Raw genomic sequence first — 26,557 nt, forward strand, 5'->3', positions numbered from 1 at the left:
AATTCACAAACTATGAGTTGGATAGAAGAAGACAACAAGCTAAAGAAGACATTTGAATTCAAAGACTTTGTGGAAGCGTTTGGTTTCATGAGTCAGGTAGCCATCATTGCCGAAAAAATGAACCACCATCCCAATTGGAGTAACGTTTATAACACAGTTAGCTTTGAGTTGAATACTCATGACGCTGGTGATGTGGTCACCGAGAAAGACCACAGACTGGCTGAAGCGATAGATGCTCTCATCTAACGGCATTGTTAGGGGTAATACGAAGCAATCTCATGCTATGGAAAAAGTTGGCAGCGCTTACTGATGTCTAAAATGAACAGCAATACGATTGCTTTTATTTCTCTGCGATCTATTAGTCGCACGAGCAGCCTGATTCTTAGATTGTCATAGCCGACTTTAAATTCTAAATTAGCTGAATGACCATCGAGCCCGGAAAACTTTACTTAGTCCCGACACCAATCGGCAACCTTGCTGATATGACCTATAGAGCGGTCGAGGTACTCAAAGGCGTTGACCTGATTCTGGCAGAAGACACCCGAACCTCTGGGTTTCTCCTTAAACATTATGAGATCGGTACACCAGCACAAAGCTTCCATGCGCACAACGAACATAAGAAGGTAGAAGAAGCCATTGAAAAGTTGAAGAGAGGAAGCTCAATAGCCCAAATATCCGATGCAGGCACACCTGGAATTTCAGATCCGGGCTTCTTGTTGGTTCGGGCTGCATTGGCCAATGACATTCCTGTGGATTCACTTCCGGGAGCCACAGCCTTCGTGCCAGCTTTAATTAAGTCAGGCTTTCCAAGCGATCGCTTTGTATTCGAAGGATTTCTTCCTCACAAAAAAGGGAGACAAACACGAATAGAGGTGATGAAGGAAGAGAGCCGAACAGCCATCTATTACGAATCACCTCATCGTTTGCTAAAAACATTGCAACAATTCAAAGACATTTTGGGGGATCGCAACGTTTCAGTTTCCAGAGAGTTAACAAAGAAGTTTGAAGAAACCGTCACCGGAAGTATTGAAGATGTGATGGCCTACTTTGAATCCAAAAGCATTAAGGGAGAGTTTGTAATTGTTTTGGAAGGAACTAAATGAATTTAGAAGAGATCACACGAAAAGTTTCTGCTATTGCTTATGACACTGGCGCATTTATCCGTAAGGAGCGTAAAAGATTCACCTATGAGTCAGTAGAGTTTAAAGGTGTTAGCGACTTGGTATCTTATGTTGACAAAGAGTCTGAGCAACGTATAATCTCCGGATTGGAAAAGATCATACCAGGAGCTGGCTTCATTACGGAAGAAGAAACAATTGAGCAAGGACAAAAAGAATACACCTGGATCATCGATCCATTAGATGGCACCACCAATTTCGTACATGGTATTCCTAATTACTGTGTAAGTATTGGACTCATGCATAATGGCAAGATTGTAGCCGGAGTTGTGTACGAAGTGGCAAACGACGAGTGTTTCCATGCATGGAAATCTGGTGGAGCTTACCTAAACAATGAACCAATTCACGTCTCTCAAGCTAAAGCATTTTCAGATACGGTTTTGGCAACCGGTTTCCCATATTATGAATTCGAACGACTTGATGAATATTTGAAAATCCTTCACCAGCTCATGGAATCTACCCAAGGTCTTCGTCGCATGGGAAGTGCTGCAGCAGATATGGCGTATGTCGCTTGTGGCCGATATGGTGGATATTTTGAATACAATCTTAATTCATATGATATAGCAGCAGGAGTAATTCTCGTGCAAGAAGCTGGAGGTACAGTCTCTGATTTTAAAGGCGGAGAGGACTATATATTCGGAAGGGAAATAGTAGCTGGAGGAAGAGTTCACGCCACACTCCTGGACGTCATCCAACGATACTGGTAAAAAAATTGTATAAATAGTTAGGAAACCTAACAAAAAAAACTATGTTTGTGTAATAAGTTAGGATTCCTAATTAAACAAACATGAAAAAGTTACTATTTCTATCGCTGATCGCCATGATTAGCTGTAAGTCATTTTCTCAAGGAGAAAATGAAAACGCTGAGTTTAAAAGCTCAGGAGATTTAAAAATCACGAAAGCCCAGGTGGTGCATGATGGCTCACTTGAACACCTTGTGTTTAGTATTACGGTAAAAGGCACTGCTGGAAAATCCGTTCCTACTCCTGCGGGACAACTAGACGGAGCTCCGGTTCTTGGCTATGTATTCCCAACCAACCTTAAGTCGACAGATGTTGGATTTGGTGAAACAGCCGGGATAGTGGCTCTTGCGCTGACGTCACATCCAGACTTTGATGACACGCCCCTTTGGGATGAAAATTTTGATCAGAATTACGCAAACGATGGGATCATCTGGCATCCACATTGGGTTGTGCTCATAGAAGATAAACGTCTTGCTGGAGGTCTTGCGGTTAAACAATTTGACCCTGAGAAAGAAGATGTGACACTACCTCCTACAAACCCTGGAATGCCAATGTATATGGATTCACCGGGATTCCATGTAGTAAGTCAGCGAAACCAAATCAAGGTTATTGTACCGACCTATAGAGTAAGTGGAAAAACAGACTTTATGTTTGATGGTGTAGCCGCGTACATGCAGGTCAATACATCAAAAACAGATTTACCAATGCTTGGGGTATACGCAGTATACAGTGTAGCATCTGGTGATCTATCACTTCCATATACAGTGGAAAAATGATATAAATGTAGATTACGTGTAGTTGAAAATGTTAAGAGGAGAGTTCAACTTGAATGAGTTGAACTCCCTTTACTTTCAGGTCAATACAATGGATGTAATTAGGATAACTAACTTTGTAGAATGGCAAATTCATTTGATCCTAAAATTCAAGTTGCAGATTTAACGAGTAAAGTGGTTGTTGGAATAGAGCGGTTATCTGAAGTATTTCGAGTGCTCCTTTGGGAAAAGGCAAAAGAGACAGGCCTGAGTCCTATACAAATTCAATTGTTGCTTTTTATCAGACATCATGATCGCTCGTTGGCTAACGTCAGCCATCTCTCCCGAGAGTTCAATTTGAAAAAACCAACCATCAGTGATGCCATCAAAGTTTTATATGAAAAAAAACTAATTGAGAAAGAGACTGGCGAGGACGCCAGGGCATACACCATTCTATTGTCTACAGTAGGAAAAAAACTGGCAAGCAAACTAGAAGGATTTGATATGCCATTAAGAGAAAGCATCAATGGTCTTGATAGCCCAGCCCAAGAGATGCTATATCAAGGGTTGGTAAAAATGATTTTTAAACTGAATCAGGCAGGAATAATAGATGTTCAACGAACATGTTTTGGGTGTACCTTCTACACTAAAAAGGGCACAGGACACTACTGTCAGTACATCAAAAAAGATCTTTCTGATTCTCAGATTCGCTTGGATTGTGAGGACTTTCAGTTGACAGCCAGCTGAAATTGGTAAGATTCTTGTAGAAAACTTCAGCTAAATTTAATTGATATGAAATCACTCACTATTCTTATCGTGTTCTTAATGGCTACCTGTGGTGGTTCAGATTCCAGTACCGCCGACTATGAAGCAGCTCCAATGTTGGAAGAAATGGATGTGGCCGAAAGCTCCATTCGCAAGGTGTCTGCACCTCTTGCGCAACAACCAAATCAAGACTATCAAAAGAAGGTCATCAAAACTGGCGGTCTTTCTTATAGTGTAGCGAATACTAAAGAAGAATATAATCGCATCAGCACAATGCTCGATAAGTATGACGCCTACATCAGCTCTGAAAACGAAAGCAAAGGCTATGATCGCATCAATTATAATATCAGCATTAAAGTCCCACCGCAAAACTTTGATCCACTGATAGGTGACCTTACCAGCGATAAAAAACTGGACAATCGTTGGGTGAATACCGATGACGTAACAGAAAGGTACTATGACCTACAGTCTCGCATTGCCAATAAAAAGAAATTGGAGGAACGCTATCAGGAGATTCTCAAGAAAGCCGACAATGTGCGCGATATTCTGGAAGTAGAGCGAAATCTTAACCAGGTACGCACAGAAATAGAGTCACTTCAGGGACAATTCAAATTGCTCGGTCACAAAATAAGCTACAGCACCCTGGATGTTGCTTTTTATGAGTTGATTCCTTACGAACTGGACCAGGAGCCTCGTCCGGGTTTTGGCACTCGGATGCTAAATTCCATTTCTGCTGGGTGGCAAGGCTTCCTTACATTCATGGTTTATCTTCTGGCACTGTGGCCATTCGGTTTGCTGGCTGTTGGAATCGTTTGGGTAGTGAAAAAAGTGAGAGCGAAGCGAAAGGCTGACTCGAAACAATAACTAACCAGAAACAACTCACCCTTCAAAGAGGGAGTGTAAGCACGTGTGATGAACGGAGGATGTTTCCTACTTTTGCCAGATGGCTAAACCCAACATACGCGTAGGATACGGATACGATGTACATGCACTTGCTGAAGGTGTGGATTTTTGGATCGGAGGAATTAAAGTCCCACATAGCCACGGTGCATTTGGGCATTCTGATGCGGATGTGCTTATCCATGTGATTTGTGATGCACTACTGGGAGCGGCCAACTTACGTGATATTGGTTTTCATTTCTCAGATAAAGATCCTCAATACAAAGGAATCGATAGTAAGATTCTGTTGAAAGATGTAATTAAAATCATTGGAGAGAAAGGCTATAAGGTAGGAAATGTAGATTCCACTGTTTGCCTGGAAATGCCGAAACTGAATCCTCACATTCCAATGATGAAAGCGTGTCTGGCCGAAGTAATGAACATTGCAGAAGACGACATTTCAATTAAAGCAACAACAACAGAGAAGCTTGGCTTTGTAGGCAAAGAAGAAGGAGTTGCTGCTCATGCGACTGTGCTGATTTATAAAGACTAAGTAGCTAAACGGATCGCGAAATCACCTCTTCAGAAGTCAAACCGTATAGAGGAGGTGTTTCAATACCAAGTATTCCTAAGTACACATAAAGTTGTCCCCTATGATGAACCTCATGTTCCACCAACGCTCTAAGCCATTTCCAAACCGTTATGTCAATGCCACCTGGAGTTGTGCATTTCCTTTGCATATGCTCATTAGTTAGCTTTTCAAAAACTTCCCTGGATTCTTTCTGCATTTGCAAGTAGAATTGTACAATAGCCTCTTTACCTTCCGCAAGATCCTTTCCACATCCTTTGTATCTAGATTGCCTGAGCTGCACATTTTCCACATACATGAATCGTTCGATTGCGGCCAGGTGCCGAATTTGATCACCGATGGTAAATTTTCCTTCCTGATAGGTCCACTCTATCTTGTCTTCTGGGATAAAGTTGAATAATCTAGGTGTTCTTGCTTTTACTTTGTCCAGATATTTGACAAAGGATTGGCCATCGTATATTTCCATTACTGCATTTTTTAAACAATTAAGATAGCACATGATCAAGATCATTACTACCGAAGATGGTTCTCACAGCCTATTTGATGAGGAGCTAAATGAGACCTATCACTCAACGAGAGGAGCCAGAGGAGAATCCATGCATGTGTTTATACGAGAGGGACTGGAGCAATGGTTATCTGGAAATCAAGTGGAGGAAATCAGGATTTTGGAGATTGGGCTAGGAACTGGGCTGAATGCTTTCCTGACCGCTCAGTTTGCGGAGATACAAGGTGTAAAAGTTCATTTCACATCTTTAGAGCCATTTCCAATTAAAAAAGAAATTTATGAGAATCTGAATTTTCACCGATCTGAGCAAGAAAGAGAATTGTTATTAAAGATTCATGAATGCGATTGGGAAAAAGAGCTGGGCATGACAGCTTCATTCATGCTACATAAAACCATCGCAACACTCGAAGACTTTGAGACATCTCAGCTGTTCCAAATTATCTATTTTGATGCATTTGCACCAAGCAAACAGCCAGAAGTCTGGTCGCTAGAAAATCTAAAAAAATGCTTCTCCCTGTTAGAAAAAGGAGGAATACTCACAACTTACTGTGCTCAAGGACAATTCAAACGAAACCTGGCAGAAGCTGGGTTTGATGTCGAGACACTGCAGGGAGCCATGGGAAAGAAAGAGATGGTAAGAGGCTTGTGCAAGTGAGTTGCTGGCCTGGAATCAAGGAAAAACTGTATCTTTAATAGGTTACCAGTAACCTATTTTCATGAGCACCTTCCAGACACCCTTAGAAGCCTTTCAATATTGGCTAAATAAAGACCCCAACTTCATATTTCTTCGGCAACCGATCAATCGAAAGTTCATTGAATATTCCCGCCAGCATGCTTACGATCAAGCAATAGCTCTTGCAGCATCTCTCCACAATATGGGATTGAAAAAGGGCGATCATGTAGCGTTGTTATCCAAGAATTGTGCACATTGGTTTATGGCGGATCTTGCCATCATGTTAGGAGGTTTTATCTCTATACCGCTATATCCTACGCTTGATAAAGATTCCATCAATGAGATTTTGGTTCATAGTGAATCTAAAGCCGTTATAATTGGTAAACTCGACGACTACTCAAAGCAAAAAGCTGGTGTTCCGGAAGATATTATACGTATTGGGATTGAACTATACGGTGTAGAAGAGCAGCACGCATGGGAAACATTGATCAAAGCAGATTATACCAGTTTCGATCCACCAGGCCTGAATCCGGATGACTTACTTACGATCATGTATACCTCGGGAACAACCGGCAATCCAAAAGGAGTCATGCACAAGGTGAGTTCATTTAATCTCATGGGGAATACTACCGTTCCGACTTTACAAGTGCCCGTAAATTGTACGTATTTTTCCTACCTCCCTTTATCACACATCGCAGAGCGAATAGGCATTGAAATGGTTTCTTTCTATTGTGGCGGACGAGTCAGTTTTCCAGAGTCATTAGAGACATTTGCGGAGGATTTGGCAAGTGTAAATCCAATATTCTTTATAGCGGTACCTAGAATCTGGCAAAAGTTCCAGGAAAAAATTTTAGAGAAATTCACTCAAAAGAAACTTGATACGCTTATATCACTACCGCTCATTGGAGGTCTTGTGAAAAAGAAAATTCGACAAAAATTGGGACTGAAAAACGCCAAGCTATGCTATACAGGAGCAGCTCCGATAGCTGTGAGTCTCTTGGAATGGTATGATAAACTCGGGATAAACATTTTACAAGGATATGGGATGACTGAGGATTGTATCCTCTCACATTTTAACATTATCGGTTCGAATAGATTTGGCACAGTCGGTCAACCAATGCCTGGAGCTACCGCCAGACTTTCGTCAGAAGGAGAAATACAGGTAAAGAGTGATGCGCTTATGGTTGGGTACTTCAAGGAACCCAAAAAAACGGTTGAAGTATTTACTGAAGATGGATTCATTAAAACTGGAGATATCGGTGAGTATGATCATGACAGCTATCTTTCAATTACTGGGAGGATTAAAGATCAGTTCAAAACTGACAAAGGCAAATACGTCACACCATCTCAAATAGAGCTTAAGCTTTCAAAAAACACTGATATTGAACAGATATGTGTTGTGGGCATGGGCATTGCCCAACCAATTGTGCTGATCGTGCCTTCAGAAACAGGCGAGGCAAAGGAAAAGCAAGGTTTTAAAGATTCTATCCTGCAGACGATAGATGATGTCAACCCCACCCTTATGAGTCATGAGAAACTAGCAAAAGCAGTTATCATGAAGGAGCAGTGGACCGTAGACAATGGACTCATGACACCTTCTCTTAAGGTAAGAAGACCAAGAGTGGAAGCTATTCATCAAGACATGTATAAGTCATGGTTCGACCAGGAAGAGAGACTGATTTATGAGTAGAAATAATGTTTTATAAACATTTGTTACCATTTTAACTTTCTGTTTTCACAACTACGATATTTACTTAATCAGCGTCAAATATCGGCTTCATAAAACTTCGCTCATAGCTAACAATACACTTGGTTTCCTGTGCATGCGCATATGCTGCTTGACAAACTACATCATCCATACTTTCCGCTCTATAGATTTCATATGCAGCTAAGGAGTCAAAGCTAAACAAAGCCACTGCAACGGTATTGGCTCCTTCATGTGGGAGAAAATAGCCATGATGCGTTCCCCCAAATTTGTTCACCAAAGGAATCCACATTTTGGCGTAGGCCTCAAAAGCTTGAAGTTTATCGGCATCGATGACGTATTTGATGTAGCAGGTAATCATGGCATACTTTTTCCCAAAAGTCAGGAATAGAAGTGATACTAAAAAAACAAGTAATTGAAAAAGATACATCGGCACCATGAATTTTATTCATAAGCGGTTGTAACTTTTATTTACAAACATGAGTATTATCATCTATAATATTTACATTTATGAGGAATAACCTCTTAAATTGAAATAGATGAAGGGAAATAACCTTGGCGAATTTGAAGAACTGATCCTGCTAGCAGTAGCATCGCTGGAAAAAGAAGCATATGCAGTATCTGTAAAAGAGGAGCTCAAAAAAAGAGCCAACCGCGCTACCAATATCAGTGCCATCCACTCGTCACTTTATCGGCTGGAAGATAAAGGCTATCTCGTTTCTGAATTTGGCGGAGCTACTCAAAAACGTGGAGGGAAGAAGAAGCGCTATTTCCAGGTAACAAATGCTGGTTTTGAAGTTTTGAAAGAGGCAAAAGAATTGAAAGAAGGTTTTTATAAAACCATTCCTCAACTGGCAATAATTAGCATCTGATTTGGCTACAAAGCAGTACCATATGAAGCCTCCTCTAATTGCTGAAAAGCTACTCAGAATCATATATGATGATGAGCTGCTGGATGACATCCTCGGAGATCTTCAGGAGATGTTTCAGGATCGCGTGGAAAGTAAAGGACTATTCAAGGCACGCATGCACTACTTCAAAGATGCCTTCCTCTCGATTCGTAATTATGATTTAAAAAGAAAACGAAAGGTCACTCACAACAACTCAATCCCAATGTTAAAGAACTACATCAAAATCACATTTCGTACGCTTGCTAAGAATCGGGTGTATTCTGCTCTTAATATCTTCGGGCTTGCCCTGGGTATTGCAGCATGTTTGTTCATTGCGCAGTATGTAGCTTATGAATACAGCTACGATAAATACCATTCCAATCATGAAGACCTCTATCGGGTCAAGTATTTGGTATACCGTGGGGAAGACTTACAAATTAATTGTGCTGCAGCAGTACCTCGTGTTGGTCCGTTTATGAAAGAAAATATGCCGGAGGTGGTTGATTTTGCCAGAGCATTCCCAATGTCTGGAATATTCGAGAAAGACAACATCCAGTTTCGGGAAAAACGGGTTCAGATTGCAGATCCTTCATTCCTAAAAATATTCGATTACCCATTGATCCATGGGGATATCGAAACGGCACTCACTGAGCCGAATGCAGTGGTCATTACCGAATCAATTGCCAAAAAATATTTTGGGAGAACAGATGTAGTCGGTGAGAGTCTAAATCTGTATACCTGGATAGAAAAAACACTCGAAATTACTGGAGTAACTAAAGACGTTCCTGAAAATTCTCATTTGAAATACAATTTTTTGATTTCGTATGAGACCCTTAATAGTGAGACCCGAAATGATGACGGAACAGCCTCTTCCGAAACCGCCTGGGGATGGTATGATTTTAATACGTACGTCCTATTAAAAGAAGGCACAGATCCGAAAGCATTTGACGCAAAGTTTGAGGAAATATTGTATGCAGAAAGAGGAGAAGATTTTGAGAAGTACAACTTCAAATCGGAATTTCCTTTGCAGCCAATAACTGATATTCACCTCTATTCAAACCTGCTGCAAGAATCAGAACCAGCTGAGCAAGGTGACGGAGACACCGTTTTTTTCCTGGCAATCATTGCAGGATTTATATTAATTATAGCTTGGATCAACTACATAAACCTCTCAACTGCAAAGTCCCTTGAGCGTGCCAAAGAGGTAGGAGTTAGAAAATCAATGGGTGCCTACAAAAAGCAATTGGTTAATCAGTTTTTAACCGAATCTTTTGTTTTAAATCTCATCGCGCTGACACTGGCAATTGTCGTTGTGGTGATCACCACACCAATGTTCAATCAATTGGTTGACTCACAACTGAGCAGAGCATTCTTTTTAAGGGGAGATTTTTGGCTTGCAGTGCTAGGAGTATATGTCATTGGATCACTCCTGTCTGGCCTATATCCGGCATTCATTTTATCTTCTTTCCGGCCTATTCAAGTTCTCAAAGGAAAAATGACAACCAACAAGTCAGGGATCATGCTTCGCCGGGCATTAGTCATATTTCAATTTGCTGCTTCAGTTACACTTATAGCTGGCACAATCATCGTGTATCAGCAACTCAGTCACATGAAAAAACTTGATGTTGGATTTGACATGACCGACACCATGGTGATGAGAGGTCCACAAGTTTTTGCGGTAGACTCCCTATTCGGAACCGCACTGAATTCCTTCGAAAATGAACTCAGAAGTAATCCGAACATAGAGGCCGTTACCAATAGTTCTAATGTGCCAGGAGACGAAATTTTCTGGACCAGAGGAATGAGAAAACAGACGGATACTCAAGACAAGAACTTTACGGTGTATCTGGTAGGCGTAGATCAGGATTATTTTCCTACCTACGGAATTGATTTTCTCGCAGGTAGAAACTATGACAAAACATTCACAACCGACACGGGCAATGTGATTATCAATAGAGCGACTATGGAGTATTTGGAAATTGCCACTCCGGAAGAAGCGATTGGGCAAAAAGTGCTGTATAGTGGAAACAAACGAACCATCATTGGTGTAGTTGATAACTATCATCAGCAGTCGGTAAAAAATAATATTAACCCGCTTGTATTTCCTCTGACTGAGAGCAATGCCTCTTACATTACAGTAAAACTCAAAACGGATGATTATCAGACAGCATATGAAACAAGCAAAGCCACCTTTGACGATTTTTTTCCGGGCAATCCATTTGATACCTTCTTTTTGGATGAGTTTTACAATAAGCAATATGCCAACGAGGATAACTTTAGCAGAGCATTTACACTGTTCGCCCTGTTCGCAATTATCGTAGCTTGTCTTGGTCTGTTTGGACTTACTTCATTCACGGCACTACAAAGAACCAAAGAGATAGGAATCAGGAAAGTGTTGGGTGCAGACATTTCTCAAATTGTAATGATCCTGTCTAGGGAATTTTTGATTCTGGTAGTGATTGCAAACGTGATATCATGGCCAATTGTATATTTCCTAATGGATGGCTGGCTGGACAACTTTACCAGTAGAATAAGCATCGGTGTTTCGGTGTTTTTAATATCTGCTGTAATGGTAATTCTGATTGCATTAGTAGCTGTTGGAAATAAAACTCTCTCGATTGCTAAAACTAATCCGGTGAAAGCCTTGAGGTACGAATAGAGATTGAGGTTGGCTAATAAAAGCCAACCTCAACCATAACTACTTGATTTTAATTCCTTTCGAATCTGTGAATCTTCCTGTAATCAACCATCCACCAAAATCTTCGGATACAGCCATTAGCAGTTCATTTTTGCCCTTTTGAAGATTTAAATAAATCCCATCAAAAAGCCCAACGGTGCCGAGGTAGCGATAATCTCGTGAACGCCATTTATTGTTACCCCAGTAAATTGGTTCGCCATTGAGAATAGCAACCACACGGTCGCTATATCCAAATTCAAACAGTTTAATTTGATCTTTATCTGACGTAATTGTGATTTTGGCTAAAACCGTATTACCCGGCGTACCATCTCTTAAGTTTTGTATTCTTGAAATGTTGGCGGCTGTTCCTTCTTCAACCTGAATCTTACCTTGCCACGATCTGTTTTCCAGCACTTTACCAAAATCATTGGGGTTGTGCAATAGCTTTTCTTCAAACATGTCAGATACTTCCCACTCCTGGATCAAACTGGGAATAGCCTCCCTTTCAACTGGTTTGAAATCGATAAGCTCTGGAGTGTCAGAAGAGATTTTTATGTTGGCAATATGAAACCCTGAAGAATTTCCGCCTCTCAGAATGATCTTGCCAGATTCAGGTTTATGAAACAATTTCCAGGACAGATTTGGTTTGTCACTGTGATCCATAAAAATCTGTGCATTCTCTTCATTTACTAGAATTTTAATATGTGTCCATGTATCGTAATTGTATTCGTATGGGAATGAATATTTTGGACCAAAATACAATTGCCACGGCGATATATTCTTCGTGGTTGGTGCTGCTTGGTTTGCATCGGGATTCCCAGATTGGTGTGGCCTTACGTAAAACTGCTCCGAATCTCCAGAAGTATTATTTGCACGAAAGTAAACACCCGGAAAGGCTTGTTCTTTCTTAAGATGGATGTCAAACTCAATGATACCATTTTTAAATTCTTTGTCTTTAAGTGTCATCGCTCCGGCCTGTAGATATATGGCATCAGTACCCATATGCTTTTCCAGCACATAAGCACGCGCTTGAATTTTCCAGTTGTTGGTATCAATAGGGATGAGTTCTTGAGAGCGCGCATTGAAACTGACCCAGAGTGACAATACAAGGAGATTGATTCGTGTTTTCATAACACAACCTTACGCTGGTTGAGCAAGTTGATCCATCCATTTTCATGTCATCTTCGTTCAAACCCATTCAGAGTTGTTCAGTAGAAAGATCTTTTAGACATTTGATCATGGCTGATAAATTTTCAGAACGCAATTTGAACCAACTTCAGAGCAAGATTGAGAGCAAACTAGGATGGGGAGATGCTTCTTCATGGCATAGTTCCATGTTTGATGAGTTGTCGGAAAAAGTATTCGAGACTACTCAGGTGATACTTAGTGTTCCGACACTGAAGCGTTTTTTCGGAGTAGTAAAGCATACGGGAGCTCCAAGCATCACCACATTGGATGCACTATCCAGATTTGTAGGAAAGGAAAATTGGCGTGAGTTTAAACAAGTTGAATCAGCCGCTCAGTCTAGTGGATTAAAGAAGCCAGGTAAGTCTGTTTATGTGACCATCGGTTTTATTCTTGCACTGGTCACCATCAGCCTGATAGGAAACAAAAGGCCGGAAGTTGTCATCAACTCATCCGAATTCACGTTTGCTAGCAAAGTACTTAGCAAAGAATATCCGAATTCTGTTGTATTTGATTTTTCGATTCCTCAAACATTGAGAGTGGATAGTCTCAAAATTCAGCAGTATTGGGACCCAACAAAAACCATAGCTATCTCCAAAGAGCAGACGCAAGCCACAGGGATCTATTACTTTCCGGGATACTTTGAGGCAAAACTGCTGGCAGATGGTCAGATTGCAAAGTCTCACGATCTCTTTTTAAAAAGTAATGGTTGGTTGGGAATGATTGAGTACAATCCTGTACCCAAATATTTTCAACCACAATTAGGTTCAGAATCCGGAATCAACTTTACAAATGAAATCATTGAAGAGGTTCAAAAATTAGAAGAGCCAGTTGAAATTTCATTTCATTTTATCGATGATCTGGGAGATGTTTCAGGGGATAATTTCCAGTTTTTAACAACGATTAAGTCGACATTTGATGATCGTTGGGCGGTGTGTCAATCAGCTCGAATTTATTTCATCGGAACTTCAGGCGCCATGATCATTCCTTTCTCAAAAATTGGGTGCACGTCGGATAATAACCTCATGCTAAACGACGTGTATCTGAGAGGTAAAGAAAACGACCTGTCAGCTCTGAGCGCCGACTTCTCAAAAGCAGTTAATTTATCATTTAAGTTAAAGGACAAGCAACTCACTGTTTTCATAGAAGAGGAGGAAGTTTACAGCCAAACTTATAATGAATCCATGGGCAGATTAGTTGGTCTAAGATTCAAGTTTCGGGGACTTGCTGAAGTTTTAGATTATAAAATTACCGATCAAAACGGCAATATTGTTGAGCTAATCACGCCTAAAAATAAAGTATTATGAAGCACAAACTTACCCTACTGTTTTTACTAATCAGCATCGCTTCAATAGCCCAAAAATCAGGTTATGAAGAAGATGCTGTATCAGTAGAGAGTCTTACGTCAGCATATTATGATTGTGTGTCTGGGCCCATTGGTCAGACAAGAGATTTTGATAGATTAAGAAATCTATTTCACTCCAATGCACAGCTCACCTATAGCTATTGGTCCGAAGAGGAACAAAAAAATAAGTTGATGCATATGGACATTGAAGAATACATCGAAAAGCTAGACTATTTGGACAAAAAAGGCTTCTATGAAGAAGAGTTGTTCAGCAAGGTCGAAATGTACGGCTCAATCGTGCAAACCATAAGTACATATAAGTTTTGGATGGAAGATAAATCGGCAGAAGGCAGAGGGTTTAGTAGTTACAACCTGTTTTATGATGGAAACAGGTATTGGATTCTCTCCATGTTTTGGATGATGGAGAGTAAGAAGTATCCAATACCAGACGAATTTTTGGATTAAATAAAATTTTTCACTTTGTGATGTCACTCTCTTTACCTCTTATTCTTGGAGCGTTTCAGGGTTTTTTACTTGCTTTGGCTTTGGCATTTAAGAAGGCATCAAAAGTGCATAGGTTGCTAATCTTACTGTTGATTCTTTCAGCACTTTTTCTGACTTACGAGCATTTTGTTTTCAAAGGATACCTTCTCAAGTATCCAAATCTAATTGGTGTTTATCTCCCACTACTTTATACGATACCACCAATATATTTGCTCTTCATTAGAGAGGCTTGTGCACCTAAAGGTCTTAAAACAAAACAGCTAATCCATTTTATTCCGGCCTTATTGGCACTCTTGATTATGCTCCCCTATTACAGCATTCCGGGTGAGGAGAAGTTGTTGATTCTTTTGGATCACCGATCTGCTGGTGATTTATACCCTTTGCGAAATTTGTTGACAATAGGATTCTGGATTTCGGCCTGTATATATGGATTGCAATCGTACAGAACAACATTAAAAACAAAAAACAAAAAAAGTAGTTGGATTCAGTCACTTACTAAAGTCTGCCTCTTGCTGATCATGGCGATCACTATTACATGGGGCTTGAGCTTTTTTGACGAAAACATGCATAGAGAAAACATGCTAGCCTCGGTGTTGATCTTCTCAATATTTATTCATTTCATAGGCTATTCCGCATTCAAAAGCACATCTTTCCTACCTGAAAAAAAACGAATAAAAAAACTGTCATGCTCTGAAAGTAGTGCACTTAAAACAAAGATCATTGATGTAATTGAAAAACAGAAGTCATTCAAGAATAGCAGCTTTTCTTTACGAGAACTCAGCAAAAAACTACACACAAATACCAAATACTTATCAAGTATCATCAACGAAGAATTCGATTGCAGTTTCACTTATTTAGTCAACACTTATCGAATCAAAGAGGCAGAAAACATGATTCTCGATAAACGGTTTTCACACCTCAATTTTTTGGGAATTGCCAATGCTGTTGGTTTCAGTAATAAGAACTCTTTTACGAGAACTTTTAAGCGGCATAAAGGCTTGACACCATCTCAGTTTAAAGCTGAAAAGAATCAGTAATAATCCACTCATACTAATGAATCTACAATTCATGAATTGAGGCCTGATCAACTAAGTTTAACTTTAGTTTAGAGAGTGTTTAGCTCAACTCGGATATGAAAAAACTTACCCAATACACCGGCCTTTCAATACTATTAGCACTTTCAAATCACCTATGTGGTCAAATGAAGGTGTTAGACTCGTTAGCATTTGGAAATACAATCTATGGTATCGACATGTCTGTTGATCAAAAGAAACTATTCATCGCTGGGAAGGACTCTATCGTTTATATCACTTCTATTAGTGGAAAAATTACTCATGAACTCAAGGGTCATACCAGCTCTGTCTCTTCCGTAGATTTCTATCCAGAAAAGGGAACAATTCTATCAGGATCCTATGATAATTCGGCCATCCTTTGGGATGAATCGGGAAGGCTGATCACGCGTTTGTTGGGCCACGACAAAGCGGTTATTAAAGTGTCACAATCCGACAAGCTACTCGCAACTGCAAGCAGAGACAAATCGGTAAAAGTTTGGGATCGAAATGGTGAGCAAATTTTCACCCTAAATCATGATAAGCAAGTCAACGACCTCTTCTTTGTAGAAGATAAAAACTGGATTGTAACTGCCGGCTTTGACAAAACAATTAAAATCTGGGACTATCAAGGCAATCTTTTTCAATCAATCTCTCTGGCATCAGGAATCCGGTCCATTTATTATGCAGAATCGAAAGAGCTTTTAATTGCAGGACATATGGACGGTAGCATTTCTATGGTGAAACCAAATGGAGAAATACTTCAGGTAATCACTGCACATGGAGTAAATGATGAAGAATATAAAATGATTAACAGCATAGCTGTATCTAACGATGAATCTTATTTTATCTCTGGCTCTGCAGATGGGTTTGTAAAAGTCTGGAATTTTGATGGCGAACTACTATTTGGTAGAAAACTATCCAAAATCAAACATTCCTATGTTTCTGGTATTCGCCTCATTGGAAATAAACTTGTCACTTCATCCGGTGGTGGGGATAATTATACACGTGTTTGGAAAATGGAGATTTTCAGACCTGGCTATCCTTGCCAAAATTCAAATTATGAGTACTTGTCGCGAATCATTGGAAAGTGGGAAGTTCAAACAAAGGATCGACTTAGGCCAGGCGAGTACGAAAATAATACTGGAATAGCGACAATAGAACCATTAATTGATGGTTGTGGGATTTCCATACGTTATCGAGGATTTTATAGATCCAAATCCTATGCGAGAGAGATCAGCATTACGGGTCAGGATTCAACCATCCAAATGGTAGCGCTTGATTCGGAACACGGAAAATTTTCATTATTAGAGGGTTCCATTTCTAACGGTATTTTGGAAGTCATCTGGTTTAGAAATAAAGAAGTGGGGAGACTGAGATCTAAATATGTGATGACCTTTAAAACCGAAAATTCATTTGAATTCTCATCTTATCTCACAACAGATTATGCGGAAACATGGTCATTAACCCACCAGCGAATTTATAAGCGGATCAAGTAGCGAGTAATGAGTTTGAACGACTTTGAATCAGCTTGAATGTGGAGAGTTATCCTTCTTTAAACTTTGATCGTAGATTGAAGCCATAATAAATTCGATCTCATGAAGTATTACCCAATTGTACTTTCCGTGTTTCTTCTTTTTTCTTTGGATGCATTTACACAAGATGTTGGAGCAAAGACGCTTGTAAGCCAATCTCGAACCACCATTGCCAATATCGGCAACAACGATATTACCATCAAATACCACAGCCCATCGGTGAATGGAAGAAAGATCTTTGGTGGAATTGTTCCCTTCAATTTCGTGGTAGATGGAGTAGAGTATCCATGGCGGGCGGGCTCCAATCAGCGTACCACAATTGAATTTAGTCGTGATGTAGAGGTTGAAGGCAAAAAGCTATCAGCAGGTATATATGGTTTTCTTGTTTTGGTAGATAAGGATGAATGGATACTCGTCTTCTCGACGGGAACAAGTTGGGGTGCATTTAACTACGACAAAGCTAATGACGTCCTTAGAGTGCCGGTTAAAACTCAGAAGAAGCCTTTTCAAGAATGGTTAAGTTATGATTTCGTAAATCCGAAAACTGAGTCGGCGGAAGTGCAACTTAGTTGGGAAGAAACAGCTATAAGTTTTACTGTTTCAACCAATGCGCTAGACAATATACTTGCCGATCTTCAGGAGAAGGAAGAAAAGGAAGCTTCAGATTATCAGGAACTATTTATCCGAACACTTGAGAAAGATGAGAACAAGAAGCAGGAAGCCATGGCATATCTTGAAAAGTCATTTGCCAAACTGCCAGAGATCGAAAATGAATACTTGCGACAAGCGTATGAATTCAACTATAAAATATTGAAGTCCGAGGCGCTATTGCAGGAAGGTAAGAAAAAGGAATCCAATAGGTTGAAAAATGAAGCATTAAGAAGTGCCAGCGGCTTCAATACGTACTATTACGCGTTGCGAAAATACACGGTGGAAGGTAAGAAGGACGAAGCTTTTAATATCCTGAAACAGCAAATAAAAGCACAACCCGACAATTACCAGAATCACTTTGCATTTGGCGAATTTTACCTAAAAGAAGAGAATCAGGAAAAAGCAACAGAACACTTCAGGAAAGCCTATGAAATGACAGTGAAGCAGGAAAGCAGGTGGGTCAATTATGCAAGGTATTTGTATCTACAGAATAAGCTGGTTCTTGAACGAGAGGACTAATTCAGAATCAATTTCTTCTCATTCTCAAAACAACCTGATCAGCTCCTTCCATGAAATACTCTTTTATTGTGCTGAAGCCAATTTTTTCATAAAACGGCTTTCCTATTTTGTTTTCTTTAAACACTTCGACTTCTAACACATTATGCATATGATCAACATACGCTACCAGTGCTGTTCCAATTCCTTTTGAGTGCGATTGAGGGTCAACAAACAATCCTCCAATTTCATTTGCAGCCATGGATATAAATCCAACTATTTTGCCGGACTCTTCATATACCCACGTGTCAGAATTGGGTAAATACTTTTCGGCCATCATTTGCTTTACCATCGCCTGGAAGTCGGCAGTTAAAAAAGGATGAGCAAGTGAGGAAGCGTCCTCCCAAATCTCAAGGAGAGTAGGTATCTCGCTTTCATTATATTTTCTGATCATATTAAAGACTTTGATATTTTGATACTAATTGGTCCTTGATTTCCAGGAGAGGATAATCTTCGAAAATGGATAGAAAGCTAAGTGCAATACCATCCAATTCTGCAATGAACATGAAACTCAAGGCATTACTTTTTTCCTGATCGATTTGATCAAAAATCTTTTTAACTGACCCATAAAGAAGTGAAGATCGCTCTTCGATTTGAGCCTTTAGAAACTCCCTTGTCGAAGGTTGAAACATGACATTCAGGTTTAGCCTTAAGGTCACTACATCTTTTTCAAGTTGCGAGAAGAAGTTTTCAATTATTGTTAGCAATTGATCCGAAGGTGATTCATTAGAAGATAATGAGCTGATATTCTTCATTTGCTCTGTTGTATTCCTAAAGATTTCAACTAAGATTTCATTCTTCGAATCGAAATGATGGTAGACCAACCCCTTAGAGACATTTGCTGCATTACATATTTGGTTCATGGAAGTATTTTCAAATCCATTCTCACTAAAAAGGGATGTAGCAGTTCTTAGGATAAGTTCTTTTTTGTTCATAAACCGACTGTTCGGTCTGTAATTTAGTTGATATATCTAAAACTCCAAACCATTGCTAATATTTTTCTAGTGTTGAAATAAATGAGTCTGCTACCTTTACCTCATGTCCGAAAAGAAACTCTTCCTGCTTGATGCTTTTGCCCTGATCTACCGTGCGCACTTTGCAATGAGCCAAAACCCACGATTGACAACTAATGGTATCAATACCGGAGCAATCCTTGGCTTTACCAACTCCCTTTTGGAGATCATTACCAAGGAAAAACCGTCACACATTGGCGTAGCTTTTGATACTCACGCTCCAACCTTCCGGCACGAATCTTACAAAGAATATAAAGCCACCCGGCAGGAACAACCAGAGGAAATCAAAGTAGCAATTCCTTACTGTCTGAAAATTGTTGAAGGCTTTAACATACCTATCCTTATGAAGGACGGATATGAAGCAGATGACCTCATTGGCACCATTGCTAAGAAGGCTGGTAAAGAAGGCTTCAAAGTGTATATGATGACACCCGATAAAGACTTTGCCCAGTTGGTTGATGAGAACATTTCCTTGTTCAAACCACGAAGAATGGGCAATGGCGTGGATATCATGGGCATTCCCGAGGTATTAGCCAAGTTTGACATAGATAAAGTAGATCAGGTGCGAGATGTGCTCGGCCTCAAGGGAGATTCTGTTGATAACATCCCTGGAATCCCTGGAATAGGAGACAAAACTGCATCTAAGCTCCTCAAAGAATATGGTTCTGTAGAAGGCATCATTGAGCATGTTGATGAACTAAAAGGAGCATTGCAGAAGCGAGTGGAAGAACATGGCCAGCAAGGCATCATGTCCAAGGAGCTTGCAACGATTAAGGTTGATTCTCCTATTGAGTTCAATGAAGAAGACCTAAAATACGGGGATCCAAATCCAGATATTCTAAAACCGATATTTGACAAGTTGGAGTTTAAGACCATCGCTCGCCGTGTTTTTCAGGAAGAAAATGACATCAAGAAAGGGGACACACAACAGCTTGGATTATTTGATGGTGGGGGAGCAGCACCAGAGCCTGTAGATGACAAAGCGTCCTTTGCAACAGCAAAGCCCAAGTACCACCTGGTGCAAGGAGCTGAGGCAATAGCTAAACTTGTGGAAAAACTAAAGGCACAAAAATCTTTCTGCTTTGATACAGAGACTACAAGTTTGGAAACCAGAGAAGCTAAGCTTGTTGGTATTGCTTTTGCCATTGAAAAAGGAGAGGCATGGTATGTTCCCTGCTTCGAAAATGCAGAAGAGGTAGCCACTGCTTTTCGGGAGGTATTGGAAAACCCAAGCATTCAAAAAATTGGTCAGAATCTGAAATACGATATCCAGATCATGCGCAATTATGATGTTCATGTAAAAGGCCAAATTTTCGACACCATGCTCGCTCATTTTCTGCTTGATCCAGAGTCGAATAACAGCATGGATTGGCTGGCCGACAAATTTCTTAATTATAAGACCATCTCCTTTGAGAGCATCGTCGGATCGAAAGGAAAGAATCAGAAAACAATCGACCAGGTTGAGGTAGAAAAGGTGAAGGATTATGCATGTGAAGATGCTGACATTACGCTACAACTAAAAGAATTGCTAGAGAAAGACATAGCAGAGCGCAAGCTGGAAAAGCTCCTTCATGAGGTAGAAGAACCTTTATCATTTGTGTTGGCCGACATGGAATATCAAGGTGTGAAAGTAGACACTGCCACTCTTGAAAAAATGTCGAAGGAGCTGGATGATGAAACTCGTCGAGTACAGAAGGAGATTTTCGATACGGCAGGCGTTGAGTTCAACATTGGCTCACCTAAGCAGCTGGGGGAAATTCTTTTTGAAAAATTAAAACTGGTAGAAAAACCCAAGAAAACGAAAACTGGTCAATATGCTACTGGCGAAGATATTTTGTCCAAGCTGGCAGATGAACACAGCATTGCCGCTCAGATCTTAGAATTTCGCGAATATCAAAAACTGAAATCTACTTATGTGGATGCACTACCGAAATTGATAAGTAAAGCAGATAGTCGAATCCATACCGATTACAGGCAAACTGTAGCTGCAACGGGAAGATTAAGCTCAAACAACCCCAACTTGCAGAACATTCCGATCCGTACGGAAAAGGGACGTGAGATTAGAAAAGCGTTTATACCGAAAGACGACAGCCACTTGATCATGGCTGCAGACTATTCCCAAATTGAGCTACGCATCATGGCAGCATTCTCAAAGGATGAAAGCATGATGCAGGCATTCAAAGAAGGTAGAGATATTCACGCCACCACAGCAGCTAAGGTATTTGGAGTGGATGTAGACAATGTAGAGTCAGGCATGCGGCGGAAGGCCAAAGAAGTAAACTTCGGTATCATTTACGGAATCTCAGCCTATGGTCTTTCACAAAACCTAAACATTTCCCGAGGAGAAGCACAGGAAATAATAGACTCCTACTTCAAGGAATTCCCCAATGTGAAAAAATACATGGATGAAACCATTGAAAAGGCCAAGAAAGATGAATATGTAGAGACCATTCTTGGCCGGAGACGATTCTTAAGAAACATCAATTCAAGAAACTTTACGATGCGTGGGTTTGACGAGCGAAATGCCATCAACGCTCCCATTCAGGGAAGTGCTGCAGACATTATTAAGATTGCGATGATAGATATCCATAAATGGATGCAAGAAGAAAAATTGAAGTCTAAAATGATTATGCAAGTGCATGATGAATTGGTTTTTGATATGCACAAAGACGAACAGGGCTTGTTAGTATCCAAAGTGGAGGAATTCATGAAAAATGCGCATCCACTTGAAGTTCCCATGGAGATTGGCATAGGTGTAGGTGACAACTGGCTGCAAGCGCATTAATTTTAAATCATGCAAACAAACATTCCATCTTTCTCCGACATTAAGAGAGCTCATCAGCGCATCTCCAAATACATCATTCAAACACCGGTGATGACTTCAAAGAACATCGACGAGATTTCAGGATGCAATATTTTTTTTAAATGTGAAAATTTTCAAAAGGTAGGAGCTTTTAAGATGAGAGGAGCAGCTAATGCTATCTTCAGCCATCGGCCGGAAGAGCGTGTGAATGGTTTTGCCTGTCATTCGTCAGGAAATCATGGACAAGCAGTCGCGCTAGCCGCAAAACTGGCAGGAACAAAAGCATATGTTGTCATGCCAGAGAATTCCTCAAAGGTAAAAATCGATGCAGTCAAAGGATACAATGCAGAAGTGATTCTTTGCCAACCGAATGATGCCTCAAGAACACAGACTTGTGAAGATGTGGTGAAAAGAACTGGAGCCATCCTGATTCATCCATTCAATGATTATAATATCATCGCCGGACAGGCCTCTGCTGCTAAGGAGTTGATTGAAGAAATCGATGATCTGGATTGCATCATTTCTCCAGTAGGAGGAGGAGGGCTAGCTTCAGGCACATGTCTCATCGCACACCACCTGGATCCAAATATGGAAGTATATTTGGGGGAACCAGAAGCAGTAGATGATGCATATCAGTCCTTAAAGGCTGGAAAAATTATTCCAAATACTTCTTCTGATACTATAGCAGATGGGCTGAAAACAACAATCGGAGAAAAAAACTTCGAAATTCTAAAAGAACATGTGAAAGAGGTATTCACAGTTACTGAAAAAGAAATTGTTGATGCCATGAAGCTGATTTGGGAGCGGATGAAAATCGTCATTGAACCTTCATGCGCTGTACCATTTGCCGCCATACTAAAAAACCGGAAAACATTTAAAGGAAAACGCGTGGGCGTGATTCTCACTGGAGGAAACGTCGACTTAACCAAACTACCTTTCTAGTAATGGACGGACGTAAAATCTTTGTTATTTGGAATCCCTTTGCAGGAGGAGATGCCAAAACACTTTGTGAAAAGCTTTCTGTCAGACTCAAAGAGCTAAAAATAGCGCATCATGTTTTTGATACTGTCAAAAGTATGAGTGCTACCAAAGCAGTATCTGATAGTTTAGATGAATCTTTTACTGATCTCATTATTGTTGGTGGTGACGGGACCATCAACGAATCTATCAATGGATTGAAATATGATATTCCAGTTGGAATTGTTCCAGCAGGAACTGGCGACGACTTTATCAAAAATGTATCAATTGGAAAATCAACCAGTGAAAGAATCCAGACAGCAATAGATGGTGAGATCATGCGAGTTGACTTAGGCCAGTGCAATGAGCGGAAATTTGTCAATGGAGTTGGCATTGGCTTTGACGGCCAGATTGTTGAGGATATGACCTCTAAACGTATCGGGTTTTTGAAAGGACATGCCGCCTACTACTATCACGTGCTTCGAATTCTGGGTGGATATAAAGAGCGAACATTCAGCTTTTCCTTAGATGGTAAAGCACATAAAAAAGACCTGATTCTTTTAGCCATTGGAAATGGGACCACATTTGGTGGAGGCTTTAAGCTCATGCCCAGATCAAAAGTAAATGACGGCAAATTAGACATTTGTGAGATTGGTGCATTATCGCCTTTCCGAAGATTCTTGAATATCAGCAAACTTTCAAATGGGACACATGGATCATTGAAAGAGGTTGAATTTCATCAAGTTAATGAGATCACTGTAGAGGCAAATGATACACTTTTCGCACATATTGATGGGGAGCAAATTGGAAAACCACCATTCAAAGTCAAGATTTTGCCAAATGCATTGCAGCTGAGAGTTATTTCTTCTTAAACTTCGATTTTCTTTTGAATCTTAGGTAAGCCCAGACCGTTAGCGCAATTACACCAATGCTGATAAACTGTGAGTGTGAAAGCACACCATCAATGATGTATCCACGCTCCTCATCGCCTCTAAAGATCTCAATAATTGCTCGCCCAAATGCGTAGAGGATAATGTAGATAAAAAAGAGTTGTCCCTCAAATCGGTTGTGACGTTTGAGCATTAAAAGGAAGGCCATTATGCCAAAAATTAGAAAAGCTGAATACAACTGTGTGGGATGCAAAGGGGTGTGTAGAGGCTCTGCTTGTGATATTGGGTCGGTGAAAGTAACTCCCCAAGGCAATTCTGTTGGTGTCCCATGACAGCAGCCTGCAAAGAAGCAGCCTAATCGACCTAGCCCATGAATGATACAAGCGGTTATTGCCAATCTATCCATAAGTGGCCAAAGCGGCCATTTTTCCTTTCTGAAAAACCAAACAATTAAAGGAACTGCAAAAAGAAGCGAACCGTAAAATACAAACCCCGTTCGAAAGTTTTTGCTCATGTTTTCCCATGAACTAAAGTAGTAGCCTGGATTTTCCAGGTAGAAGAAAAGCTTACCTCCGATAAAAGCCGAAACAATTACAAGGATGGCCAGATTTTGAATTTGGTCTCGCTCAATACCTAAATCTTTCTTGGCTACATGTGTCATGTAAAAGAAGCCCAATGTAGCCCCTATCATGATCATGAAACCATAGGTATGGATGGTGAAGTCGTCGATTGAAAATAATTCTGGATGCATAGTAGCTATATGTTCACAGAAAATTAGGGGAAAATACTAACACTTATAGGTCAATTTGGTGGACAAATTTGCTGGTTCAAATTAGACTCAAGATGCGACTTTTTGACTTACTCTATAAGCAATTCGATGAAAACCCACTTGTAGATGCTTTTTCCCATAAAGTATTAGGCTACTGGAAACAATACAGCACAGGCGATTCACTTAAAATCATCAATCAATTAAGTCAAGGACTTATCGAACTAGGAATAAACCCTGGAGATAAAATATCTATAGTGTCAGAGGGTAGGCCGGAATGGTGCTTTGTAGATATGGCATGTCAGCAGATTGGCGCAATCTTAGTTCCATTGTATCCGACGCTTAGCAGTCTGGAATATAAAACAATACTTGAGGAGGCAGAAGTAAAATTGATATTCGTATCAAATGGAACCACGCTTAAATCTGTTGATACTGCCGCCAGAGAGTTAGATATAGATTCTATTTATACCTTCAATAAAATTGGTGGAGCTAAAAGTTGGTTGGATGTATTGCGTGCAGGAAAAGGAAAAAATAAAGAGGCTGTAGAAAGAAGGAAGCAAACAGTCAAAGCTGAGGATGTTTGTACGATCATTTACACTTCAGGAACATCAGGTCAACCAAAAGGTGTGATGCTTACGCACACCAACATTTACAGTAATGTGGTTGAATCTTCTAAAGTCAGCACACTCGATAAAGGAAAAGATAAAGCGCTGAGTTTCCTGCCGCTCAACCACATCTACGAAAAAACAGGAATCTATATCTACATCTACAATGCGATCGGCGTGTATTTCGCTGAGAGCCTTGAAACCATAGCCGATAATCTCAAAGAAGTAAAGCCGCAAACATTCAATACAGTCCCAAGATTACTTGAGAAGGTGTATGATAAAATTTTGAAGAAGGGAAGCGAGCTCTCAACGATCAAAAAGGGAATCTTCAACAGATCGATCACTTTGGCATTGAATTTCGATCCAAACAAAAATCAAGGGGCACTGTACAATCGGCAACTATCTGTGGCAAACAAACTGGTATTTAGCAAATGGCGCGAGGCACTTGGCGGAAATATCAAACAAATTCAGTGTGGAGCCTCTGCACTTCAGCCACGATTGGCTCGCGTCTTCTGGGCGGCGGGCATTCACGTACTCGAAGGCTATGGACTCACAGAAACCTCGCCGGTTATCGCTGCTAACCGAATGGATGACTTCAGCTTTGGCTCTGTAGGTAAGGTATATGACAACCTTGAGGTGAAGCTTGGAGAAGAGAACGAAATCATGGTAAAAGGACCAAGTGTGATGAAAGGATACTATAAAAATGAAGAGCTGACAAGAGAAGTCCTTTCCGAAGACGGTTGGTTCAAAACCGGCGATGTAGGAAAATTGATGAAGGGATTTTTGTATATCACAGATCGAAAAAAGGAGTTGTTTAAAACTTCTGGCGGTCTTTACATCGCACCACAACAGGTAGAAAACAGGTTGAAAGAAGCAATACTGATTGATCAGGCCATGGTCGTAGGTGAAGGACAAAAGTTTCCGGCCGTTCTCATTGTTCCAAATATGGATGAAGTACTAGCACAACTGAGTGGAACTTATTCACTAATGGATTTTGAGGATATGCGAAAAGACCAAAAAGTAAGAGCACTGTTCCAAAAAGAATTAGATCGAGCAAATGTAGAACTTGGTAACTGGGCGAAAATCAAAGAATTCCGATTAATTAATTCCGCATGGTCACCAGAAACAGGTGAGCTTACACCAACTATGAAACTGAAGCGACGTGTAATCCTTGAAAAATATAAACCCGTTTTAGATACGATTTATACCTCTCAATCCGAGTTTGACCTTTCCAGGTTTGAAAATTTGAAGATTGAAGATATGACAATGGAAGAACTTGAACAATTTGAAGCAATGGATGCATTGTAAAAAAACCTATTCAGAAGTTCATCTAATCCTAACTT

At 40.3% G+C, this 26,557-nt stretch carries 26 protein-coding genes; 20 read left to right on the forward strand and 6 right to left on the reverse strand.

The features are described from left to right. Positions 1 to 12: 12 nt before the first annotated feature. The 7 genes from ABJG98_RS11505 to ispF all read left to right on the forward strand — a co-directional run bounded on the left by ABJG98_RS11505 (position 13) and on the right by ispF (position 4,870). Positions 13 to 246 (forward strand): 4a-hydroxytetrahydrobiopterin dehydratase, encoded by a 234-nt coding sequence (locus ABJG98_RS11505; RefSeq protein ID WP_348279665.1) that lies wholly within the window; start codon positions 13 to 15, stop codon positions 244 to 246. Between the two features lie 176 nt (positions 247 to 422). Next, on the forward strand, positions 423 to 1,103 hold the full coding sequence (gene rsmI / locus ABJG98_RS11510; protein ID WP_348279666.1) for a 16S rRNA (cytidine(1402)-2'-O)-methyltransferase: 681 nt from the start codon (positions 423 to 425) through the stop codon (positions 1,101 to 1,103). Continuing rightward, the gene (locus ABJG98_RS11515; protein ID WP_348279667.1) at positions 1,100 to 1,885 is read left to right on the forward strand and encodes an inositol monophosphatase family protein; all 786 of its coding nucleotides are present in this window, start codon (positions 1,100 to 1,102) and stop codon (positions 1,883 to 1,885) included. The genes rsmI and ABJG98_RS11515 overlap by 4 nt, the downstream gene beginning before the upstream one ends. An 80-nt stretch (positions 1,886 to 1,965) precedes the next feature. Continuing rightward, positions 1,966 to 2,697 carry a hypothetical protein gene (locus tag ABJG98_RS11520; protein ID WP_348279668.1) on the forward strand — a complete coding sequence of 244 codons (732 nt, stop codon included), beginning with the start codon at positions 1,966 to 1,968 and terminating at the stop codon, positions 2,695 to 2,697. Between the two features lie 120 nt (positions 2,698 to 2,817). Next, positions 2,818 to 3,420: a helix-turn-helix domain-containing protein gene (locus ABJG98_RS11525; RefSeq protein ID WP_348279669.1), complete on the forward strand. Its 603-nt coding sequence runs from the start codon at positions 2,818 to 2,820 to the stop codon at positions 3,418 to 3,420. A gap of 45 nt (positions 3,421 to 3,465) precedes the next feature. Next, positions 3,466 to 4,302, forward strand: coding sequence for a DUF4349 domain-containing protein (locus tag ABJG98_RS11530; protein ID WP_348279670.1), 837 nt, complete (start codon positions 3,466 to 3,468; stop codon positions 4,300 to 4,302). Between the two features lie 79 nt (positions 4,303 to 4,381). Then, a complete protein-coding gene (gene ispF / locus ABJG98_RS11535; RefSeq protein ID WP_348279671.1) occupies positions 4,382 to 4,870 on the forward strand; it encodes a 2-C-methyl-D-erythritol 2,4-cyclodiphosphate synthase in 489 nt (162 codons plus the stop codon). A gap of 4 nt (positions 4,871 to 4,874) precedes the next feature. Here the strand turns inward: ispF and ABJG98_RS11540 are convergent, their stop codons facing one another. Further along, positions 4,875 to 5,372 (reverse strand): DinB family protein, encoded by a 498-nt coding sequence (locus ABJG98_RS11540; protein WP_348279672.1) that lies wholly within the window; start codon positions 5,370 to 5,372, stop codon positions 4,875 to 4,877. A gap of 31 nt (positions 5,373 to 5,403) precedes the next feature. Between ABJG98_RS11540 and mnmD the strand changes: the two genes are divergently transcribed. Next, a complete protein-coding gene (gene mnmD / locus ABJG98_RS11545) occupies positions 5,404 to 6,066 on the forward strand; it encodes a tRNA (5-methylaminomethyl-2-thiouridine)(34)-methyltransferase MnmD (protein ID WP_348279673.1) in 663 nt (220 codons plus the stop codon). Between the two features lie 61 nt (positions 6,067 to 6,127). After that, the gene (locus tag ABJG98_RS11550) at positions 6,128 to 7,774 is read left to right on the forward strand and encodes an AMP-binding protein (protein WP_348279674.1); all 1,647 of its coding nucleotides are present in this window, start codon (positions 6,128 to 6,130) and stop codon (positions 7,772 to 7,774) included. Between the two features lie 64 nt (positions 7,775 to 7,838). Here ABJG98_RS11550 and ABJG98_RS11555 read toward each other — a convergent pair whose 3' ends face one another. Then, on the reverse strand, positions 7,839 to 8,150 hold the full coding sequence (locus ABJG98_RS11555) for an NIPSNAP family protein (RefSeq protein WP_348279675.1): 312 nt from the start codon (positions 8,148 to 8,150) through the stop codon (positions 7,839 to 7,841). 178 nt (positions 8,151 to 8,328) lie between these two features. Between ABJG98_RS11555 and ABJG98_RS11560 the strand changes: the two genes are divergently transcribed. Continuing rightward, positions 8,329 to 8,661, forward strand: coding sequence for a PadR family transcriptional regulator (locus ABJG98_RS11560; protein WP_348279676.1), 333 nt, complete (start codon positions 8,329 to 8,331; stop codon positions 8,659 to 8,661). A gap of 22 nt (positions 8,662 to 8,683) precedes the next feature. Then, the gene (locus ABJG98_RS11565; RefSeq protein WP_348279677.1) at positions 8,684 to 11,338 is read left to right on the forward strand and encodes an ABC transporter permease; all 2,655 of its coding nucleotides are present in this window, start codon (positions 8,684 to 8,686) and stop codon (positions 11,336 to 11,338) included. Between the two features lie 39 nt (positions 11,339 to 11,377). On the opposite strand, the gene ABJG98_RS11570 is transcribed toward ABJG98_RS11565, so the two are convergent. After that, the gene (locus ABJG98_RS11570; RefSeq protein WP_348279678.1) at positions 11,378 to 12,487 is read right to left on the reverse strand and encodes a hypothetical protein; all 1,110 of its coding nucleotides are present in this window, start codon (positions 12,485 to 12,487) and stop codon (positions 11,378 to 11,380) included. Between the two features lie 107 nt (positions 12,488 to 12,594). Between ABJG98_RS11570 and ABJG98_RS11575 the strand changes: the two genes are divergently transcribed. The 5 genes from ABJG98_RS11575 to ABJG98_RS11595 all read left to right on the forward strand — a co-directional run bounded on the left by ABJG98_RS11575 (position 12,595) and on the right by ABJG98_RS11595 (position 18,144). Next, positions 12,595 to 13,848 (forward strand): hypothetical protein, encoded by a 1,254-nt coding sequence (locus ABJG98_RS11575; protein WP_348279679.1) that lies wholly within the window; start codon positions 12,595 to 12,597, stop codon positions 13,846 to 13,848. Further along, positions 13,845 to 14,351, forward strand: coding sequence for a hypothetical protein (locus ABJG98_RS11580; protein WP_348279680.1), 507 nt, complete (start codon positions 13,845 to 13,847; stop codon positions 14,349 to 14,351). The genes ABJG98_RS11575 and ABJG98_RS11580 overlap by 4 nt, the downstream gene beginning before the upstream one ends. Positions 14,352 to 14,371: 20 nt before the next feature. Continuing rightward, positions 14,372 to 15,427, forward strand: coding sequence for a helix-turn-helix domain-containing protein (locus tag ABJG98_RS11585; protein ID WP_348279681.1), 1,056 nt, complete (start codon positions 14,372 to 14,374; stop codon positions 15,425 to 15,427). Positions 15,428 to 15,522: 95 nt separating this feature from the next. Further along, the gene (locus ABJG98_RS11590; RefSeq protein WP_348279682.1) at positions 15,523 to 16,938 is read left to right on the forward strand and encodes a WD40 repeat domain-containing protein; all 1,416 of its coding nucleotides are present in this window, start codon (positions 15,523 to 15,525) and stop codon (positions 16,936 to 16,938) included. A gap of 99 nt (positions 16,939 to 17,037) precedes the next feature. Next, the gene (locus tag ABJG98_RS11595) at positions 17,038 to 18,144 is read left to right on the forward strand and encodes a DUF2911 domain-containing protein (RefSeq protein WP_348279683.1); all 1,107 of its coding nucleotides are present in this window, start codon (positions 17,038 to 17,040) and stop codon (positions 18,142 to 18,144) included. A gap of 7 nt (positions 18,145 to 18,151) precedes the next feature. Here ABJG98_RS11595 and ABJG98_RS11600 read toward each other — a convergent pair whose 3' ends face one another. Together ABJG98_RS11600 and ABJG98_RS11605 are read right to left on the reverse strand one after the other, a co-directional pair. Continuing rightward, positions 18,152 to 18,574: a GNAT family N-acetyltransferase gene (locus tag ABJG98_RS11600; protein WP_348279684.1), complete on the reverse strand. Its 423-nt coding sequence runs from the start codon at positions 18,572 to 18,574 to the stop codon at positions 18,152 to 18,154. Position 18,575: 1 nt separating this feature from the next. Further along, on the reverse strand, positions 18,576 to 19,115 hold the full coding sequence (locus ABJG98_RS11605; RefSeq protein ID WP_348279685.1) for a TetR/AcrR family transcriptional regulator: 540 nt from the start codon (positions 19,113 to 19,115) through the stop codon (positions 18,576 to 18,578). A 103-nt stretch (positions 19,116 to 19,218) separates the two neighbouring features. Between ABJG98_RS11605 and polA the strand changes: the two genes are divergently transcribed. Genes polA through ABJG98_RS11620 form a run of 3 tightly spaced genes read left to right on the forward strand, consistent with a single transcriptional unit; the run spans position 19,219 to position 23,825 of the window. Next, entirely contained in the window at positions 19,219 to 21,978 is a 2,760-nt protein-coding gene (gene polA, locus ABJG98_RS11610; RefSeq protein ID WP_348279686.1) for a DNA polymerase I, read from the forward strand. Positions 21,979 to 21,987: 9 nt separating this feature from the next. Next, positions 21,988 to 22,938: a threonine/serine dehydratase gene (locus tag ABJG98_RS11615; RefSeq protein ID WP_348279687.1), complete on the forward strand. Its 951-nt coding sequence runs from the start codon at positions 21,988 to 21,990 to the stop codon at positions 22,936 to 22,938. A 2-nt stretch (positions 22,939 to 22,940) separates the two neighbouring features. Then, positions 22,941 to 23,825, forward strand: a complete 885-nt coding sequence (locus ABJG98_RS11620) for a diacylglycerol kinase family protein (protein WP_348279688.1) — start codon at positions 22,941 to 22,943, stop codon at positions 23,823 to 23,825. On the opposite strand, the gene lgt is transcribed toward ABJG98_RS11620, so the two are convergent. Continuing rightward, entirely contained in the window at positions 23,812 to 24,594 is a 783-nt protein-coding gene (lgt, locus tag ABJG98_RS11625) for a prolipoprotein diacylglyceryl transferase (protein WP_348279689.1), read from the reverse strand. The genes ABJG98_RS11620 and lgt overlap by 14 nt on opposite strands. Positions 24,595 to 24,686: 92 nt before the next feature. On the opposite strand from lgt, the gene ABJG98_RS11630 reads away from it, so the two are divergent. Continuing rightward, entirely contained in the window at positions 24,687 to 26,522 is a 1,836-nt protein-coding gene (locus ABJG98_RS11630) for a long-chain fatty acid--CoA ligase (protein WP_348279690.1), read from the forward strand. The last annotated feature ends 35 nt before the right edge of the window (positions 26,523 to 26,557 follow it).

This window comes from Ekhidna sp., from assembly GCF_039960695.1.
Taxonomy (GTDB): Bacteria; Bacteroidota; Bacteroidia; order Cytophagales; family Cyclobacteriaceae; genus Ekhidna.